General features: G+C 48.0%; 3 protein-coding genes and 1 pseudogene. All 4 read left to right on the forward strand.

The features are described 5' to 3' along the window. Positions 1-7: 7 nt before the first annotated feature. The 4 genes and pseudogenes from C557_RS0118790 to C557_RS0118800 all read left to right on the forward strand — a co-directional run bounded on the left by C557_RS0118790 (position 8) and on the right by C557_RS0118800 (position 22,543). Positions 8-12,172: a non-ribosomal peptide synthetase gene (locus tag C557_RS0118790; protein ID WP_018753416.1), complete on the forward strand. Its 12,165-nt coding sequence runs from the start codon at positions 8-10 to the stop codon at positions 12,170-12,172. Next, positions 12,169-13,320: pseudogene (locus C557_RS25740) on the forward strand (beta-ketoacyl synthase N-terminal-like domain-containing protein); the annotation flags it as partial. The gene C557_RS0118790 and the pseudogene C557_RS25740, both read left to right, overlap by 4 nt. A gap of 15 nt (positions 13,321-13,335) precedes the next feature. Beyond that, positions 13,336-16,656 (forward strand): SDR family NAD(P)-dependent oxidoreductase, encoded by a 3,321-nt coding sequence (locus tag C557_RS23790; protein WP_420805405.1) that lies wholly within the window; start codon positions 13,336-13,338, stop codon positions 16,654-16,656. Further along, the gene (locus C557_RS0118800) at positions 16,649-22,543 is read left to right on the forward strand and encodes a type I polyketide synthase (protein WP_018753418.1); all 5,895 of its coding nucleotides are present in this window, start codon (positions 16,649-16,651) and stop codon (positions 22,541-22,543) included. The genes C557_RS23790 and C557_RS0118800 overlap by 8 nt, the downstream gene beginning before the upstream one ends. Positions 22,544-22,552 lie beyond the last annotated feature (9 nt).

Raw genomic sequence — 22,552 nt, forward strand, 5'->3', positions numbered from 1 at the left:
CGTGCCAATGACGATGTCTCAAAAGTTAGATCGTAAAAACGTCCAAGACATCATCGCCCTGACACCTATGCAAGAAGGTATGCTCTTCCACTATCTTGAGAATCCGCAATCGGATCGCTACTTTGAACAACTCTGTCTTCATCTCGCAGGCGGAGTGAATGAAGAATGGGTAAATTCAGCGTGGAACGAGGTAGTCAGAGTCAATGAGATGTTGAGGACGACGTTTCGTTGGGAGAAAGTTGAGCAACCGATTCAGATTATTCTTAAAGATCGAAAATTTGAAGTAACAGTCGTAGAATCGGATGACCTTGAAGCAGTCAAGCACTTAGATCGTAAGCACAAGTTCGATTTGAACGAGATACCATTTCGAGTAATGCTGGTTAGGTTGCCGGATGAAAAGTACGCTCTGCTGATCAGTAACCATCACATTTTGTTTGATGGTTGGTCTACAGGGATTTTAATACGAGAATTTCTGGATGCGTATTACCGTCTGAGTAATGGTTTCACGTTGCAGCTACCTCAAAAAATGTCCTTTAAGTCGTTCATTCAATACCTGCAGAAGCAGAATAAGGAAAAACAAAAAGCGTTCTGGTCGCGTTATTTCGAAGAGTTTCAAGCCCCAGCGATATTCAAGGTTACGAACCACAGCATGACTGCGGATATAGGTATCAAAACAGTGGAGTTGACTATACCCGCTGGGCAATTTGCACGGATGGAAGCGTTCTGTGTCGAGCAGAACATCACATTGGCTTCTCTGTTTTACACTGCGTGGGGTCTACTGTTGCAGCGCTATACTAACAGCCATGATGTTGTGTTCGGTACGACAGTGTCTGGGCGTGAAGCAAGGGTGGACGGTATTGAAGAGATGGTCGGGTTGTTCATGAACACGTTGCCATTACGTCTGAAATCCACGGGAGTCACTTCAGTTCAGACGATACTCGCCCAAGTTGCACACGACCTACAAGAGCGTGGGGAATTCTTATCCTCGTCTCTTGCTGAAATTAAATCGTACAGTGGCGCTAAACATCATGAGAGCATGTTCAACTCGATTGTTGTATTGGAGAACTATCCACTCGACAAGTTGTTGACCGAAGGCAAAGAGGGCCTGCACGTCGAGTCGTATTCCATGTTTGAGCAAACGAATTTCGACCTGACCCTGAACCTCGTGGCTGATGAGTGTCTGCACGCGGTTTTGTCTTTTGCAAGTGAGTTGTATACGGAAGAATTCGCGGGGACAACGCTTCAGCATTTAGCCAAAATTCTCACCCAGATTGTCGATTCAGATGGAAAGGTGAACATAAAGGAATTGGTCTTGGTTGGTGATGTAGAATTACAGAGATTGGCTTCTTTTAACGATACAAACGCACCGTATGATATAGAAAAGACGTTACCACAGATCCTTGAGGGGACCGTGGATCGTTATAGGGATCTGGAAGCGGTCGTGTCCGAAAGTGGATATCTCACATTTGCCCAGTTAAATGAAAAAGCAAACCAACTGGCTCGTGTTCTTCGTGCCAAAGGTGTGACTCGTGACAGTATCGTAGGTCTGATGGTAGAGCGTTCTCTAGAGATGATTGTCGGCATTTGGGCGATCGTGAAGGCAGGAGGCGCTTATCTACCACTCGATCACAAGTTCCCTGATGATCGTCTTCGCTACATGTTAGAAGACAGTCAATGTTCATTACTTCTGACACAAGAACACTTGCTCAAACGACTGTCTTTTGACGGTGAGATTTTGAATCTTGATGAAGATGGACTATACATAGGGGATGATTCGAACCTGGAAGTAATCAACCAACCGAACGATCTGGCTTATGTCATTTACACGTCCGGCTCTACCGGGTTGCCAAAGGGTACGTTGATCGAACAACATTCGTTAATCAATCGCCTGCAGTGGATGCAGAGTCATGCAGCGATCGGGACAGGAGATACTCTTTTACAAAAGACATCCTACACGTTTGATGTCTCGGTGTGGGAGTTATTCTGGTGGGCTTTCCAAGGTGCACGCATCGCGATGTTGGCACCGGGCGCAGAGAAAGATCCATCGGCATTGTTACAAGCGATTGAGACCTATAGTGTAACTACGATGCACTTTGTACCGTCAATGTTGCAAGGATTCCTTGATTATATTAGCAGCAAAGACCAAGCAAGTAAATTATCGGGGTTACGTCAAGTTTACACTTCTGGTGAGGCTCTTGGAGCACATCAAGTCAAGCGTTGGTACGAATTGATGCGAAAAAATGGGCTGGATACAACGATTCGTCTAATCAACTTGTACGGACCAACAGAGGCAACCATCGACGTCTCGTACTTCGATTGCACACCGGATCTTAATGCGGAGCGACCCCCAATTGGTAAACCAATACACAATACACAGTTGTTGGTTTTGAGCCATGATGGTCAATTGCAACCGATTGGCGTCCCAGGTGAGCTGTACATTGCTGGCGTTCAATTGGCTCGTGGCTATCTCAACCGTCCCGAACTGACAGCGGATCAATTTGTCGCTCATCCATTTATAGAAGGAGAGCGTGCATATCGCACAGGAGATTTGGTGCGTTGGTTGCCAGATGGGAATCTCGACTTCTTGGGGAGGATCGACCATCAAGTCAAGGTACGAGGTTACCGTATTGAATTGGGTGAGATCGAAGCAGCATTGTCCGTTCATGGAGATATTCGCGAGGCGGTGACGTTAACGAAGCAGGAGGAAGACGGGTCGAACCTAATCTATGCATTCTATGTAGCAAACCGTGATTTGACTTACGCCGAGCTGCGTTCGCACCTTTCCTTACGCCTGCCTGAATACATGATACCATCTGCGTTTACCCGTGTTGGTAGTATACCACTCACTTCGAGTGGCAAAACCGACCGCAAGGCTTTGCTCAAGTTGGAGACGTTCGTGGAGGATGAATTCTACGTTGAACCACGCACAGAACTGGAAATGAACGTGGCCGCACAGTTTGCCCGCATCTTAGGCGTCGCTCAGATTAGTATCCATGCCAACTTTTTTAACAGTGGAGGCGATTCTTTACGAGCGATCCGTCTGGTCAGTGCCCTAAACGGAAAACTGGGAGCAAACTTATCGCTTTCAGATCTCTACGAGTACGACACGGTCGAAAAAATGGCGGCTAAACTCATGGCTCCCGAGGCCGGAGAGGTTCCAGCGTTGCATGCACAAGTTGCAGAAGAGTTGGATAATTTAAAAGGCAGATTGCTCCAAAACTTCCGCCCACAAGGAGAGATTGAGGATATTTATCCACTGTCAGCGATTGAAAACGGCATGGTCTTTTATTATTTAAAGGACACAGAAAAGTCAGTTTACTATGAACAGTTCGTGTTTCGTATTCGCTATCATTCCTTTGATATCGGTCGCTTGAACCGTGCTTGGGCTTTGCTAGTCGAAAAGCATGATATTCTACGTACCGTCTTTCTTATGGAAGATTTCGAGCGTCCGATGGCGGTTGTTTATCGGGAACTGGAAAACGATCTGAAACACTTCGATCTCTCCGCTTTGAACTTAGAGCAGCAGTCGGCTTATATTCGTGAGTATATTGCCGAAGATCGTCGTCATCCATTCGATTTTTCGGAGTATCGTCCGTTGTGGAAGTTGCGCACGTTCCAATTAGATGAAGGAAATGTGACGTTCCTATTCATTTGCCACCACGCTCTGCTTGATGGCTGGAGTATCAATCAATTGGTCATTGAGTTTCATGAGATCTATAAGGCACTTGAGAACAATGAAACGTTCGTTCCTAAGAAATTGGGGATTACGTACAAAGACAGCGTTATAGACGAGTTGGTCGAGATTCGAAACGAAGAGAATATCCGTTACTGGCAGGAAGAACTTGAGGGTTACCACCGACTGGACTTTTCGGTAAAGACAGGGCCGGACAAGCCTGATCGCGTGAAACGGGTAACAAAAGTGTATGACCTCGATCGTGATCTACTGGTAAAACTGAAAGAGGTGGCAAAGGCGTACAACACGAGTCTGAAAAACATCTGCTTTGCCGGATATCTCTATTTGCTGAATCTGATCTCTTACGAGAAAGAACTGGTTGTGGGTTATCTAACGAACAATCGTCCTGTTCACGAAGAGGGTGACCGTTTACTTGGCTGTTTTCTGAACACGGTACCTGTGCGAATGGAGGTTCCGCGTGGCAGGCGTTGGAGTGAGTTCTTGAAACAGGTGGATGCGAAATTATTGCAGGTAAAGCGTCATGAACGCATGCCACTCTTTGAGATTGCCAACGTCATAGGTGAAAAGAGTGGTGACAGGAACCCGATCTTTGATACGCTGTTCAACTTCATGGATTTCCACATACTGAATGATTTTTCCGAGGAGATTGTCAATGAATCTCTAGAAGTCAGCGGACATCAAGACACGAATACGCTGTTTGACTTCATGTTGGACACTACGATGGGTCAGATGAAACTGACCCTGCGATATACTTCCACCGTGTTTGGTGAAGGTGTGGATGATAAGCTCTGCGCATACTTTGTTCGATTCCTGCAATGCGTGATTGAAAACCCAGAGTCGAAAATGGATGGTAATTCTATTTTGTTGCCAGAAGAACGTGAACAGGTGTTGTTTGGCTTTAACGATACTCAAGTTCCATATGCTTCGGAAACCTTGATCCACCAATTGTTCGAACAGCGTGCATTCGAAACCCCAGATACGCTGGCTGTTGATGATGGAAGAGTCAAGTTGACGTACGCAGAACTGAACGCGCGGGCGAATCAGATGGCATACGTATTACGTCAACAAGGCATTAAACCGAACCAATTCATCGGGATCTATTTGACCCGCTCTGTGGAGATGATCGTAAGTGTCCTCGCCGTGTTGAAGGCAGGTGGTGCCTATGTGCCGTTACAGTTGACGTTGCCACAGGAGCGCTTGCTTCACATCTTGCGTGTATTACAGGTCGGGTCATTGATTACCGATCAGTCTGTTGAGAGGCTGCAAGCTGAATTGTCCGATTTGAATCACGTGTTGGTGCCACAGAAGATAGATCGTACGATACCGACCGACAATCTCACGATTGTGAACAATTCGAACGATGTCGCCTATACGATTTTTACATCTGGTTCGACAGGTCTGCCAAAGGGCGTTGTCGTGAAACATCGTCCTGTGATCAACTTAATCGAGTGGGTAAATGGAAAGTTCCAAGTCAGTCAGGGCGACAAACTGCTGTTTGTCACCTCGTTGAGCTTTGATCTTTCCGTATATGACATCTTTGGAATTCTTGCTGCGGGCGCAACAGTGCGCTTGTCAAACGAGGAGGAGATCGGTGAGCCAGAGCGATTGCTTGACATCATCCGTACGGAGGGCATTACGTTCTGGGATTCGGCGCCGCAAGCATTGATGCAACTCGTACCATTCTTTGAGGGTGTGGCTGCTAATTCGAAATTACGCCTCGTCTTCCTATCGGGTGACTGGATTCCTGTAAAATTGCCAGGTCAACTTCAGGCACATTTCCCTGGGATTCAGGTGGTTGGGCTCGGAGGGGCAACAGAGGCCACGGTCTGGTCTAACTATTTCCCAGTGGAGCAAGTTGGCCCTAGTTGGAATTCAATTCCGTATGGTAAGCCAATCCAAAACGCGAAGTACTACGTACTGGATGCAGACCTCAAACCATGCCCAGTTGGCGTGCCTGGTAATCTCTACATCGGTGGGGAAGTGTTGGCTGCACGATACACTGATCCCGAATTGACGGCACAGAAGTTCCTACCATCTCCGTTTACCGCAGGTGAGTTCATATACAAGACGGGTGACAGTGCGCGCTGGTTTGCAGACGGCAACTTGGAGTTCCTTGGCCGTCATGATGATCAAGTGAAGATCCGTGGCTTCCGAATCGAACTCGGGGAAATTGAGAGCCATCTTGTGAAGTACGATCTGATTACAGAAGCGATTGTGATTGCACGTGGTGAGCGTGAGGACAAATACCTGGTTGGCTACGTGGTCGCTAACGAACAGCTAGACATGCAGGAAGTGCGTGTGTTCCTTGCCCAAACACTCCCGTCTTATATGATCCCAACTTCCCTTGTCCAACTTGATCGCATCCCGGTTAGTCCGAACGGAAAAGTGGACAAAAAAGCATTGCCTGAGGTTGATGAATTCCTCTTGAGCCCGCAGGAGGTCATGGCACCACGTAATGAGATAGAAGGAAAGCTCGCTACCATTTGGGAGGATGTGCTCGCACCCCATGAACCATTCGGCGTGTATACCAACTACTTCGAAATTGGTGGTAATTCACTCAATGCTGCGACGGTAGTTTCTAAGATTCGTAAGGAGTTCCAGACGGAACTCTCACTTCAGGAATTTTTTCGTTCGCCAACTATTGCGGAACTAGCGCAACTGCTTGTGGGAAAGGTGCCAGGAGCGAACGTAGACGATGTATCGGTTCTCCTGCCATTGGTGCCAGTTGCTGAATCGAGTTACTATCCGTTGTCATCGGCACAGACCCGAATTTACATCTTGAATCAGTTTGATCCAGAGAGCACGTACTATAACGCTACCATCGTTATGCAAATGAATGGTTGGTTTGTTGATCCATTGCGCTGTGAATCGGTATTCCGTCAGTTGGTGAAACGCCATGAATCGCTGCGTACCCGCTATTTGTTCGTTAATGGACAGCCTGTACAACAAGTGATCCGTGCGAGTGAGGTTCCAGTGCAAGTAGAAGTAATAGAGGCGCTCGGAGCGGATGATGTCCGCTTGAACGCAGAGATCGAGCGATTCGTGCGCCCGTTTGACCTGACCCGAGCACCTCTGTTCCGCATCGGGTTGATCCGCCGAGAAACAGATAGATATTTGTTCATGATTGATATGCATCATATCATCTCGGATGGAGCTTCGATGGCTGTACTCGTCCGCGAATTTCTCGCGGTGTATGAAGGACGGATACTGTCTGATCTACGATTACAGTACAAAGACTATGCAGATTGGCAGAACCGCTTGCTCGAAACGGACGAACTGAAACGCCAAGAACAGTATTGGCTTCAAAAGTTTGAGATGGGCGTTCCTGTCTTGTACTTGCCAACAGACGAACAGCGTCCAGATTTAAAAACGGTTGAGGGACGACGTCTCTCTTTTAAGGCAGGCGAAGAACTGACATCGAAACTCTTAGGATTGGCGAAAGAGACGAACGCTTCGCTGTTCATAGTGTTGCTAGCGGCATACAATGTGTTTCTACACAAGCTGACGGGTCAGGAAGAGATCGTTGTAGGCACAGCGATTGCCAACCGAAACCATGAGGATCTGCAAAATCAGATCGGAGTATTTGTTAACACACTTGCTCTATATAACCGTCCACGTAGAGAGTTGTCGTTCCTCGACTTCCTCGCGGAGACTTCAAAACATACGTTTGAAGCGTTTGAGAATCAAGACTATCCATTTGACCTACTTGTAGAGCGTATGGAACTGGAACGCGACCCATCACGCAGCCCGCTGTTCGACACGTTGTTCATTTTGCAAAACGCCTATAACACAGATGTTCAAACGGATGTTTTCACGTTTACGCCTTATGAGTATCAGACCAAGACAGCGAAGTTTGACCTCTTCTTGGAAGCATGGGAACGAAACGGGGATATTGAGTTTAATCTGGAATATGCGACTCGTCTATTCAAGGCAGAGACAGTCGAAAAGATGACCCATCAATTCCTCCACTTATTAGAAGAAATCAGTCTTGCTCCATCAAAAAAGTTGGTGGAATTATCGCTGGAGGCTAAACCTCAGCGCCAGATCATCTCGTTTACGGAGCAAGATATTCTGTCCTTTGCGGAGCTTTCCCACGATATCAACCCGCTTCATGTGGATGCTGAGTATGCACGCAAAACGCCATATGGTGGTTGTCTTGTCCATGGTGTACTCGGTATGCTGACCGTATTGCAACAACATTTAAATCCGGGTATTCAGGAATCGTTGTATTTGCACTCCTTAAAAGTTCGTTTTAACGGACCGTTGAAAGTCGGGAATGTGTACGAGTCGGAGCTATGTTCGACGGACGGTTCACAGGCGAAACTCGCGATTTTTGAACATGGAGATACTTTGTTTGAAATTGACGTGCGTTACGAACGGGTGCCTCGACAACGGTACAATCTCAACTACACAACGGCATCGGTTTCGTTGGATATTTCCGAACTGGAAAAGGATGAAATAGCAACACTCTCGAATGGTGGTCAATACAGTTTGAACGCTTCCGCTTTGGTCGAGACGTTTCTGTTACAATCCCAACTGACTTCAATCATCTGGACAAGCTATTGTGTTGGGATGCTGGCACCAGGGCGCCAAGCGTTATTCACAGGTTTCGAATTGGATTTCTTGCCACATTTGCCTGAAAAAGCACAGCGAGCAACGACGATCTCTTATATGGTCAACACAGATCAGTTTGATGCACAACTCGGTTCGCTGTCTGTAACGGGTTCGATTTACGCAAGTGGTACCTTGCTTGGCAAAGTTCGACTGGAGAGCTTTGTACGCCCTCGCTTACAACAATACGGGCTAGAAGAGTTCGCGGCCCACGGTCGTATTCCGTCTGGACGAGCTTTTGATGGACAGGTTGTGGTTGTAACGGGTGCTAGCCGAGGCTTGGGTGCGAATCTGGCTAAGTTATTTGCTATTCAAGGGGCCAAGGTCGTGCTCAACTATCGAAGCAGCATCTTCGAAGCCCAGACCATGCAAGATGAATTGGTTGCGGCGGGTGCAGAAGTGATAATCGTTCAAGGGAATATTATCCGTCAAGAAGACTGCCAATGTCTGCTTAAGGAAACGCTCCAACGCTTTGGACGAGTAGATCTCGTTGTCAACAACGCATTCGAATTCATCGTCAAACGCGGTTGGGATACGATTTCATTTGATGAGCTCCAAGTGTCTGTCTCTAATGCTCTACGAATGGTTTTCCAGATGGCGAAGACCTTCTTGCCGGAATTGGAACGGACAGCAGGTACGATGTTAACGATCTCTTCCAGATACGTGGATATACCAGAGGAAGGCTTTGTAGAGTATGTGACTGCTAAGTCAGCTATCGAGGGATTGATGAAATCGTTGTCTCGTGAGTTCCGTCACGTAAAACAGGCTGTGATTCGTCCACAAAAGTTCCTCTCGGATCAGACGATCACCAACATCAGTGCTCAATATCTCCCATCGCCAATGGATGTGGTGGCTGATGTTTATAATTTTGTGACAGAGATTCGTAAGGCGCAGGGTTCGTATTTCCTGTACGAACTTAGTCAAAAGTCATACGCACAGGTGGAAACAACCGAGGAATCGTACATAACTGATTCTGCCTCCACGGTTCTTGCTATCGCAGCTACGTTTACAGCGGATACGATCCACCCCCATGTGGCATGGTGGGGAACGCAGTTCGGGCTCAATCTCGACGTGCAATTTGCACCTTACAATCAAGTCTTCCAAGAACTGCTTGATGATCAGAGTCTGCTCTCGACGAATAAGGGAGTGAATGTCCTCCTCATACGTTTTGAAGATTGGATTCGCGATAATGTATCCTCCGATACCGAGCGTTACAACAACCTGGAGGCTAACTATGCACAACTTACGAGGATAATGAAGCAAAAGACGTTCCAAGCACCATTGCTCGTTGCACTTTTCCCAGTGTCGACACACCTAGGGTTTAGCAAGGAGATATTGGCCAAGTTAAATCAGTTGAATGATCGTTGGAAAACGTTCATTCAAGAACACGAATCCGCAACTCTCATTGACTGCACAACATTGGTTGATGAGTATCAGATCAAGGAAATGTTCAATTCGAAAACTGACCGTGAAGGCCATGTACCATTCACAAACGAGTTTTCCGCAACGATTGCTACAGCGATCGCACGTAAGATCATAGCTTTGAAACAGCCAATTTTCAAAGTAATCGCACTTGATTGTGACAACACGCTCTGGCGTGGTATCTGTGGTGAGGAGGGAGCATTAGGTGTGCAGGTTGATGCACCATACCAGTACCTGCATCAATTTCTGCTGGAGAAGCACAACGAAGGCATGATCCTGACGCTGGTTTCGAAAAACAACGAAGGCGACGTGTTGGAAGTTTTCGAGAAAAATCCACAGATGATCCTTAAGAAGGAACATATCGCAGCATGGCGGATCAATTGGAAAGCAAAGTCTGAAAACGTCCGTGAGCTCGCTCGCGAGCTGAACGTAGGCGTCGACAGCTTCGTACTCGTTGATGACAGCGTGGTTGAAACCCATGAGGTGATGCAGAATCTACCGGAAGTCCTTGCTCTGCAGTTACCAGAAGACCCAGAAAACATTCCTGCATTTCTCCGCCACGTCTGGGCGTTCGACCGAGCAAAAGTAACAGAGGAAGACCGTAAGCGCAGCGCTATGTACGTAACAGAGCGCAAACGTAAAGAACTACAAGCGAACGTTTTGTCGCTTGACCGCTTTTTGGAGAGCCTGCAGTTAAAAGTGAGTTTTCAACCAATTGAAGCAAACCACATCTCACGTGCGTCACAATTGACATTCCGTACGAATCAGTTCAACTTGAGTACCATCCGTCGTACCGAGGAAGAGTTGATTGAGTGGTTGAAAGCGTCTGATACGAATGGATGGATCGTCGAGGTAGCTGATCGTTTTGGCGATTACGGGTTAGTCGGTGTAATCCTCGCCAAAGAAGTAAATGAATCATTGGTCATTGACACGTTCTTACTCAGTTGCCGTGTGCTGGGGCGCAAAGTTGAACAGGCGATCTTGGTGGCTCTTTGCAAGTTCTGTCTTCAAAAAGGATTGAAGTCTCTGAAAGCCGATTACTATCCAACTGCGAAGAATCAACCATTCCTCGAATTCCTGCAAAAAGGACCGTGGAAAGAAAACCATCATTCCGAAGCGTGTACAACCTATCTGGCACACGTGTCGGATGTGAGTGAAATGACGCTTCCAGTAATTGAAATTTACGATGGGAAGATGCCCTTAGTCGAGGACAAGCAGGAAAAGAAGAGTCAGATTGTACTCGCGTTCGATCATATTGGCGTAGCCGTGGCAGATATGGACGAGGCCATCAGTAGGTACCAAGCTCTTGGTTACCAATGTGGCCCCGTCTTCGAGGAAGAGACACAACGCTCGAAACTGGTGATGTGTATAAAAGCTGACTCTGCCAATATCGAGTTGGTCGCGCCGATGGATGAAACTTCGCCGACACTTGGTATCCTCGTGAAAAACGGTGATAATTCGCCGTATCATCTCTGCTACCGTGTGCAAGATGCAAAGGCATTTTTGTCCAGTTGGACAGTAGAGTACCAAGTGGTTAGCGATCTGCTACCTGTCAAAATTTTTGGTGAAAAATCAGTCATGTTCATTTATGTCAAAGATGTCGGGTTAATCGAACTGATTGAAGATCATGAGTTCACAAAGGCACCAGCAGTGTCCGAAGTCGCTGTGATTAAGACGGTTACCCGAATGGCAGTCGCCGATTTGAGTTCGCCAAGGGCTTTTTTCCAAGCCCTTGGCTACGGTCAAACGAATGATGTGCAAGCTGCAGATCACCGGGTTCGCCTGAATAGATCCGGTTCTGGTGTGTTGGAACTGTTTATTCCTACGACTCCAGCAGAGCGCGAACATTTCGAAGTAAATGGTCCGCATCTTTACGAAGTGCTTCAAGGAGAGGTGGAGTCTGTCCCTGGATCCGTAATTCCAAGCAACCATGAATGGTGTGTGACGTTGCTAAACGAAGACCTTTTGTTGCACCGTTCATACTGGCTACCACTCCAACATGCAACGGGTCAGAAGTTAGCTTCGTTGCCGGTATATCTAACGGCAGTACCTTCAAATATGGAGAAGCCAGCAACCGTTGCTTATGAGTCACCGAAAAACGATATGGAGAAGCGCTTGTTGGAACTTTGGGAGAACACTTTACACTTAAGTGAGAAGGGCATTACCGTGGGTACGAAAGACAACTTTTTTAAAGTTGGCGGCAGTTCGCTCGCTCTGATCCAAGTGAATGGCAAGCTACAAGAAGAATTTGGGCTGGATATTCCAGTAGTTAAGATGTTCCAGTATCCGACGATCCAAGCCTTAGCAGGATTTCTGACCGAGCAGATAGATGGAGGCCCTCAAATTGCTGCTGCACAATTAGAGGCAGAGCGCACAGAGACGTTGAATAAGGGCAAAAAGACCATGAAACAAACCCTGCAAAAGCTCAACAGGAGGCCAAAATGACGGACACGTTAAACCGAGTTGACAATGGAACGGATCGCACCGGATTTGAGATTGCCGTCATCGGAATGGCAGCGCGCTTCCCAGGAGCAGACAACGTATCGATATACTGGGAAAATCTGAAAAACGGTGTGGAGAGCATTACACACTTCACCGATGAGGAATTGGAACAGGCCGGGGTAGACCTCGACCTTATCCGCTCCTCACGGTATGTCAAAGCCAAAGGATACTTAGAAAAAATTGAATGGTTTGACGCTTCGTTTTTCGGTTACACGCCACGCGAGGCTGAATTAATGGACCCGCAGATTCGCCTCTATCATGAGGTCGCTTATGAAGCTTTGGAGAATGCTGGATACGCTAGTGAATCGTACAACGGTTTGATCGGGAACTACACAGGTGCTGCTGTGAACCACTTTTGGCACCAATTGTCTGTGCTCTCCGATGACGCTCAAGCCAACCACACGGCTTGGCTCTTGAACGACAAGGACTTTCTGGCTACACGTGTCTCGTTCAATCTGAATTTAACGGGACCGAGTTATACCGTCGACACGGCTTGTTCAACATCCCTCGTGTTGATCGATCTCGCTTGCAAAGGCTTGTTGACAGGGGGGTGTGATATCGCGCTCGCTGGCGGTATCTCGCTTTCCCTGCCACAAAAAAAGGGGTATCTATATACTGAAGGCATGATCAACTCTCCAGATGGTCACTGCCGCCCGTTTGATGCCGATGCCCAAGGGACGTTGGAAGGGGATGGCGTTGGAATCGTCGTATTAAAGCGTCTTGAAGACGCCATTGTCGATGGTGACACGATTCATGCTGTGATTAAGGGATCGGCTACGAACAACGACGGTGCACGTAAAGTGGACTATACGGCTCCGTCCGTAGAAGGGCAAGCTGAAGTGATTAAAGCCGCTCATTATATGGCGGAAGTGGAGCCGGAAAGCATCGGCTATATTGAAGCGCATGGTACAGGTACAGCGATCGGTGACCCAATCGAAATTGAAGGATTAAAAGTTGCATTTGACACGAAACAGATAGGATTCTGCCGTATTGGTTCGGTCAAATCGAACTTGGGGCATTTGAACACTGCTGCTGGTGTTGCTGGCTTCATCAAGACGGTGTTGACCGTCCGTGATGGATTGATTCCACCAACGCTGCACTATAAAGTGCCAAATCCGAAAATCGATTTCGCCAGTTCGCCATTCGTGGTAAATACCGTACTCACTCCGTGGACGGGAGCAAGACCTCGTCGGGCGGGGGTTAGTTCCTTTGGCATTGGCGGTACAAATGCCCACGTAGTTCTGGAAGAAGCACAACAAGACATTTCTTCCTCACCAGCGGGAGCGGCTCAACTGTTCCTGCTTAGTGCGAAGACCGCGACTGCACTCGAAGCAATGAGCACCAATCTCGCCACGTATCTCCGAGAGAATCCGACACTGAACTTAGCTGATGTTGCCTATACGTTGCAAGTGGGTCGCCGTACGTTTGCACACAAGCGAATAGTCGTTGCTTCAAACGTGTTGGACATGGCAGATGCGTTGACAGACCCATCGAAATCGCAAACGTTCCACACCAAGGAATCGGGCGAATCGCCAGTGGTGTTCCTGTTCTCTGGACAGGGATCACAGTATGTAAACATGGCGTGTGGGCTCTACGAAAAAGAGCCTATATTCCGTGATGCACTGGACTCTTGTTTCAAACTAGTTCGTCCTTATGTGGACTTTGATTTAAAAGAGTGTTTCTATCCGTCTATCCCTTCTGAACAAGATGCTCTGCGCATTAACCAAACCGAAGTTGCACAAGTTGCAATTTTTGCAGTAGAATACGCGCTTGCTCAGTTCCTGCTGAGCTTAGGAATCCGCCCGCAAGTGATGATCGGCCACAGCATCGGCGAGTTTACAGCCGCCTGTCTCTCGGGAGTCATGTCGCTTGAAGATTCGTTAAAACTGGTGGCATGGCGTGGCAAACTCATGCAACGTATGGCACCGGGTGCGATGACAGCCGTTCAGCTTTCGGAAGAGAAAATTCGTCCGCTACTTAGCGCTGATCTCGCATTAGCAGCTGTTAACGGTCCAGGTATGTGTGTGGTATCTGGCTCCTTCGACGCGGTGGATTCGTTCGAGTATACATTGCAAGCATCTGGACATTCTTTCTCACGGTTGCACACGTCGCACGCATTCCACTCTCCGATGATGGAACCGATGCTGGCGCAGTTTGAGCAAAAAGTTCAGGAAATCACCTTCCATGCACCTCAGATTCCATATCTCTCGAACGTGACTGGGGGAGAGATTACGGAAGAGGATGTGAAGGATAGTCGCTACTGGATACACCATCTGCGTGAAACTGTGCGTTTTAGTGATGGGATCGGACGTTTACTGAAGATGGAAAAAGCAGTGTTCATCGAACTCGGTGCGGGCAACACCCTCGTAACTTTGTTGCGAAAACATCCAGCCAGACGTTCCGAACACATCATCTTGAACATGATCCGTCATCCGCAGGAAGCTGTATCCGACCGCGAGCATTTGCTCTCGAAAATTGGAATTCTGTATGCTGCGGGCCTGCGTTTAGAGTGGTCGCATCTCTACGGAGAACAAAAACGCCGCCGAATCCCGCTCCCAACGTATCCTTTCGAACGCCAATATTTTTGGAAGCACGCAGAAGAGCTTCTAGATATGAAAAGAAATGGACAAATAATCCGGCTTCCTAGCGGCACGCCGAAGCGTAAAAAACTGGCCGATTGGTTTTATCTCCCAACATGGCAACAGAATCCGTTAGTAAAGGAGACATCGGAAGAACCAAAAACATGGTTGCTTCTGGTCGATCGGAGTGGATTAGTAACACGATTGGCAATGGAACTAAAGTTGAGAGGTCACGAGGTGTTTACTGCGTTTTCACTCGATGAACTCATCACTCATTTACAAACCGTAAAACCACAAATAATCGTTCATGCGTGGACACTAGATTCATTGCCAAATGTACAAGAGGCGCAAGAGCGAGGGTTCTATAGCCTCCTGTACCTAGTAAAAGCGCTCGATTCCTCACCGCTCGACATCTATGTGCTTTCTTCTGGATTGCACGATATAACTGGCGAAACATCGGTGGAAGCAGGGAAAGCAACGTTGCTTGGCTTGCTAAAAGTTGTTGGACAGGAGTATCCATTCCTAAAAGTCCGTTCTATCGATGTAGCCGTACCAACGGTAGGAGGCTGGCAAGAACGCCAACTATTCGACCAGTTGATCACGGAGTTCACAAGCAAGACCTTCGATCCGGTCGTTGCTTATCGTGGAGGGCAACGTCTCTTGCAGTCCTTCTCCCCACTGAGATTGGAAGGTCAGAAGAACCTGTCTTTGCGTGCAAATGGTGTCTACCTTTTCACGGGAGGTTTTGGCGGAATAGGTCTGACTCTCACTGAATATATCGTAAAAGTTGTAGGCAAAGACGTGAAGTTCGCCTTGCTCGGTCGTTCATCACCAAGTGACGAACAACTAGAGCGCATCAAACAGTTGCAAGAATATGGAGTCGAGATCTTGTGTCTGCAAGCGGATGTAACGAACGGAGCAGAGCTCGTTGCGGCAATTGATCAAACGAAAGGGCACTTCGGGGCATTGCACGGCGTGATTCACGCTGCAGGTATTACCAAGGGTACTTCTATCACGGCAATCAAATCCATTACGGAAGCAGAGGTGGAGACTCAATTTGCACCGAAAGTCTACGGCACGCTCGTGCTGGAACAGGCGCTCCGTGGTCATAAATTGGATTTCGTCGTGCTGACATCGTCCTTGTCTTCGATCCTTGGCGGTCTCGGGTACGCGGGATATGCTGCTGCAAATGCATTTCTTGATACGTTTGCCAAGCAACAATCGAAACTCACTCCGACCCGTTGGATCAGTGTGGCATGGGATGGCTGGCGAATCCATGCCAAACCGCAACGCGAAGTGTTCACGAGTAACGATCAGATAATGATCGATCCAGACGAGGGCGGTGACGCACTAGGACGTATCCTGATTCAACAGGGATTGACACAGGTTCTGGTTTCTACCGAGGAATTGCAACCTCGCTTCAACCGTTGGGTTACGTTTAGCGATAAGGAAAAGAAGCAAGATGCTGGTGTCGTGTTTGCCCGTCCAGAATTGACCACATCGTATCTTGCACCAACTAATCAAATCGAGCAGAAACTCTGTGAGATCTGGCAGAACTTCCTTGGTTTAGAGCAGGTAGGTGTGCATGACAACTTTTTTGAACTTGGAGTGTCTTCAATCGACATGGTACAGATTACAAAGCAATTGCAATCAGTCTTGGGGCAAGAAGTCCCAGTGCTGACACTGTTCACGTATCCTACGATACGTGCGTTGGTCAATCACTTGGTTACACAAAATGGCACAGAGACCGTATCCGAAGAAGAAAACGATTGGCTCGACGAGCAGAAAAAAGGTCGCGAAAACCGAAAACGAAGAAGACAGGCACGCGAGGTGGAATTTAGTGAGTGATGAGAGAACCGGCTTAGAAATTGCCGTCATCGGTATGTCTGGACGTTTTCCTAAAGCGAAGAACATTCAGGAGTTTTGGGAAAATCTACGGAGGGGTGTAGACGCCCTATCGACATTTACCGATGAGGAGTTGCTGGAGTTCGGGGTTGATCCCAAACTCCTCAACCACCCCGACTACGTGAAGAAAAAGGGCAGCCTCGATGCTATCGAAGAGTTTGACGCTTCATTTTTTGGCTACACCCCAAAGGAAGCGAGTTACATGGACCCGCAGTTCAGACTCTTCCATGAGATTAGCTACGAAGCGCTTGAAGACGCGGGCTATGCCAACGAGACATATAAAGGCAGAATCGGTCTCTACGCCGGAAATACCCAGAACCTTTTCTGGATGGGGCACCTGCTTCCTCATATGCAGTCACCGAACGACCAATTTGAGATCGTCAGCCTCAACGACAGTAACACGTTCAGTACACGTGTGGCATATAAGTTGAACTTGAGAGGTCCAGCGTTGACCGTGCAGACAGCTTGTTCAACCTCGCTGGTTGCGATCCACCTAGCCAGCCAAGCGCTGATCGCAGGTGAGTGCAACATGGCACTGGCAGGTGGGGCTTCTATCGTGGTTCCACTTAAAAATGGTTACTTGTACGAAGAGGGAATGCTGTTGTCAAAGAGTGGAGCTTGCCGCGCATTTGATGAAAAGGCAGACGGACTTGTGTTTGGTGATGGGGCAGGGTGTGTCCTATTGAAGATGCTCGACGACGCGATTCGAGACGGTGACCACATTTATGCGGTGATCAAAGGAACTGCGATTAACAACGATGGCAACCTCAAGGCGGGCTACACTGCACCATCACCAAAAGGGCAGATGATTGCCATTCGTTCCGCCCATCATGTTGCCGAAATTAATCCTGAAACGATCACGTACGTCGAGACACACGGAGCGGGATCAACCCTCGGTGACCCAATTGAGTTTGAAGGTCTGAAACTCGCTTTCAATTCCGTCAAAAAGGGATTTTGCGCTTTGGGATCAGTTAAGACCAATACAGGTCACCTCAACCAAGCTGCAGGCGTCACCGGATTCATCAAGACGGTGCTCTCTTTGTATCACAAAGAACTGGTACCGGCTCTTCATTTTAAGAAGGCGAATTCAAAAATTGACTTTGAGAATAGCCCATTTTACGTAAACACCGAACTTAAACGGTGGGAAAGAACGGGGAACACGCCATTACGTGCGGGTGTGAGTGCCTTTGGAATCGGCGGAACAAATGCGCACGTCGTACTTGAAGAAGCCCCGTCACGTCAGCCATCGGGACAAGGCAGAGGAGCCCATCTTATAACGCTTTCTGCTCAATCGGATGTATCACTTCAGTTCATGACATCCGAGTTGGCCGATTTCTTGGAATTGAAGGCGGACGTGAATCTAGCGGACGTTGCGTATACGCTTCAAACGGGGCGCAACTTGTTCAACTATCGTCGTCATCTAGTGGTTACGAACGTGCAGGAAGCGGTAGAGGCTTTACGTTCAGAGACATCGGACAAGCGTAAGGTACATACCCATTTTTCCCGCGAAAAGAACCGTCCAGTCGTCTTCCTGTTCCCTGGTCAAGGGTCGCAGTACGTCAACATGGGCCGAGACTTGTATAAGCAAGAGGTTGTATTTCGCACTGAACTCGACCGCTGTTTCGCGATTCTCAATCATTTAGGATGTTCACACCTGCAAAATGTGTTATATCCAACTGGAGATGTTGCGGCCGCAGAGGAAGAGATATGTAAGACGGAGAATGCTCAACCGCTAATTTTTGCATTTGAATACGCACTCGCCAAACTGTTGCTGAATATAGGAATTCAACCTCACGCTATGATCGGGTATAGCTTTGGTGAGTACGTGGCAGCCTGCCTCGCAGACGTGTTTACATTAGAAGACGCGTTAAAGTTAATCGTTGCTCGTGGTAAATTGATGCAACGTGTTACAGAGGGAGCGATGCTTTCGATTCCGCTGTCCGAATCAAAAGTACTGCCTTATCTGCCCCCTGATGTATCTCTTGCAGTCGACAACGGAACGTCCTGTATTGTAGCAGGGACCATCGACTCAATTGATGCGTTTGAACGTCGCATGAAGGAAGAACATGTGCTCTGCATGCGTGTGAAAACTTCACTCGCAGGGCACTCCCTTTTGATGGACGAAATTTTGGAACCTTTTGAACAGTTGGTGCGAAGTGTTGGGCTTCGCAAGCCACAACGTCCTTATATTTCCGACCTCACCGGACGCTGGATCACCGATCAGGAAGCGACTGATCCGATGTATTGGATTCGCCATTTGCGCGAGACGGTACGCTTCGCAGCGGGGGTAGAAGAACTGGCGAAGACTTCGAATCTCGTCTTCTTGGAAGTAGGACCAGGCCGGAACCTGTCCAATCTTATTGGGCGTTTCGTGGACGAAAAGAAAGGTCAAAACATCGTCGATCTCATCCGTAATGCACAACGTCAAGTAGCCGACAGCGAACACCTTTTGTCAAAGCTCGGTTGGCTATGGGCATATGGGGTGACGATAGATTGGAATTCCTTTTATAAAGGTTCAGTCCGACATCGACTCAATTTGCCAACGTATGCGTTTGACCGCAAACGTTACTGGGTCGACGGCTCTGCTGCTGAATCGTCAAGGGTATTGCGTTCTCACTCAAATATTGGGAAAAGTAAAGACACGACAAGCTGGGGGTATATCCCGACGTGGAAACGCACAGCTGACCTGCAAGAAGAGGCGAATAATGAACGAGTAAGCTGGCTGTTTCTTACGAGTCAGGAAAGTATAGGCCAATCCCTTGCCGAACACTTCGTTAAGCGGGGAGAAACGGTCGTGACGGTTGAGTTAGGGACGTGGTTTTCTGTGCACAACGATCAGAGAATCGTGTTGAATCCAGCAAATGCACAAGACTATGATGCGGTTTTAAAACATCTGAACCAGTCTGAAAAGCGACTCTACAAAATTGTCCATGCGTGGAGCCTGTCGGAAGAGACTAGAACCATGACTCCAGAAGTCGTACATGATGCACAGACTCTTGGTTTTTACAGTCTATTGTATCTAGCTCAAGCGATGAATCGTGTCCGTACAAAGCATGACTACGAAATCACCATCCTCACCGACAACCTCTATGTGGTTAACGGAGATGAGGTGATTCAGGCGGAGAAAGCGACACTGCTCGGCGGCGTCACGGTCATCCCGCAAGAGTATCCAGCCATTCGTTGCCGCAGCATAGACATCGACCATGTCAACCGATCTGAATGGCAAGAGAAAAAGCTCCTCGATCAACTGGTAAGAGAGCTGTCTTCACCTGTACGAGACCTGTTGGTTGCGTATCGCAGAGGAGCACGATTGGTGCGGTCGTTGGAGCCTATAACACTCCATTACCCACAAGAAAAAGCTTTGCAGCTGCGCGAAGGGGGTGTCTATTTAATCACCGGCGGTCTTGGTGCGATTGGTCTCTTGTTTGCGGAGTATCTGATCACCCACTGGCATGCAAAACTCATAATCACAGGCCGTACCCCATTCCCTACCAAACAGGAGTGGGATGATTATCTGGTGACTCATTCAACAGAAGATGCGACCTCCCAAAAAATTCGACGTCTGCAAGCGATGTTAGAAAATGGCGGAGACGTACTCGTTATGGAAGCGAATGTCGCCGATGAAGAACGGATGCGAATCGTGGTACAGGAGGCAGAAGAACACTTTGGGACTCTGAATGGCGTGATCCATGCGGCTGGCATCGCCGGAAAAAACTCGTTCATCTCGATTCAAGAAACAATACCTTCCCATGTTGAGGAGCAATTCCAAGCGAAAGTGTACGGGACTCTCTCGCTGGAAAACGTGTTGCGTGGTAAAGAGCTCGACTTCTGTATGCTGATGTCCTCTTTGACTTCCGTATTAGGTGGTCTGGGGCACATCGTCTACTCCGCGGCCAATTTGTTCGTCGATCATTACGTTCATCGTCATAATTCAGAAGGAGTCGTACGCTGGATCAGCGTGAATTGGGATTTCTGGCTTTTTGAAAAGGACGAAACGAAGCAAGGCGCGTACTTTGGCAAAAGTGCAACAGAGTTTGCGATGACACCAGAGGAGGGACTAACAGTTCTGGAAGCTCTGCTCAACGGTTGTGAAGACAGTCAAATTCTGATATCGACAGCTGATCTGGAAGCACGACTCGATCAATGGATTCAGGTGGAACCCCGCGATGCCGAGATTGCATACATACCGCATACGGTAGGCCACGCTCGTCCATCGCTTTCGAACCCATATGTCGAGGCGCGTGACGAACTTGAACAACAGATTGCGTCGATTTGGGAAAATGTTCTCGGCTTTCAGAAGATCGGGATCAAAGATGATTTTCTTGAGCTGGGAGGTGACTCTGTCAAGGTTGTCTCTGTGATTTCAGCGATCCACAAAAAAGTTAATGCTGATATCCCACTCCATGAGTTTTTTGAATGTTCGACGATTGAAAAGCTGGCAGATTTCATACGCCAAAACCGTAAGGCTGAGTTATACGAAGAGATCCAACCGATAGCCAAGAAGGAGTTTTACCCGCTGTCTTCTGCTCAACGTCGCCTGTTTATCCTGAACCAATTCGACAGCACCAGTACGAATTACAACACACCGCTGGCGATGCGTCTAGAAGGGAATTTTGACCGTTCACGAATGGAGGCAGCCTTTGCAAAATTGATCCAACGTCATGAAGCACTCCGTACCTCTTTTGAAATTTTTGAGGGCCAACCTGTTCAGAGGGTGTATGACAAAGTTAATTTTGAGATCATGACGTCCACAGCCGATGAGGCGGAAATAGATGACGTCATCGCAGCTTTCATCCGTCCATTTGATCTGGGAGTAGCTCCGTTGCTACGAGCTCAGTTGGTACAGACGGGGGTAGATGTACACTTTTTACTGGTCGATTTACATCATCTCTGCTCAGACGGCGTGACCATCGAAATTGTCAAGCGCGAGATCGCTGAATTGTATCAAGGCCTCGAGTTGCCGCCATTGCGATTGCAATATCGCGATTTTGCTGCATGGCAAACGGAGCAACTGAAGAGCGACAAGATCAAAAAGCAGGAGCAGTATTGGTTGAAACGTTTCGCGGGAGAGGTGCCGATGCTGAACCTGCCGACTGATTTCCCACGCCCGCTGGTTCAATCCTATACGGGGGAACGCTTGAAATTTGAACTCGATGCCTCAACTGTCCTCGGTCTGAAAGAGGTGGCGCAACGTCAGGGTGCGACGCTGTATATGTCTCTGCTTGGCATTTATAACATCCTTCTCGCAAAATACTCGATGCAGGAAGATGTAATCATCGGATCACCAATCGCGGGGCGAACGCGCCCCGACCTGCAAAGGATCGCTGGTATTTTTGTGAACATGCTCGCGATCTGGAATCGTCCGACAGCCGATAAGACATTTACCGAACTACTCGGAGAAGTGAAGAAACACGCACTTGATGCTTACGAAAATCAAGAGTATCCATTCGAAGATCTCGTGGCACGTTTGCAACTCGAGCGTGTGACGAACCGCAACCCACTGTTCGAAACGGTGTTGGTTATGCAAAATATGGAAGAGGGCAAGGTCGAACTCGAAGGTTTGCGTCTCACACCTTATGACATATCCATGAAGACCTCAATCTTCGATCTTTACCTGCAAGCGGTGGAAAGCGGAGAGACCGTCACGCTTTGGCTTGATTTCAAAACTGCACTGTTCAAGCGCCAGACCGTTGAAAAAATGATACAACGCTTCGTCGAAATCGCAGCTCAAGTCGCAGAAAATCCAAACCGACGTATCGGAGACATCTCGTTTATTCACGATCTAGTAGATGCAAAGAGTTCCGTTCCGTCGATCGAGTTTGATTTTTAAGGAGGAAAA

The sequence above is a fragment of the Paenibacillus sanguinis 2301083 = DSM 16941 genome, assembly GCF_000374825.1.
Classification (GTDB): Bacteria; Bacillota; Bacilli; order Paenibacillales; family Paenibacillaceae; genus Fontibacillus; species Fontibacillus sanguinis.

Coding starts and splice junctions, on each gene's coding strand:
- C557_RS0118790 (WP_018753416.1), top strand. CDS start 8: ATGACGATGTCTCAAAAGTTAGATCGTAAAAACGTCCAAGACATCATC.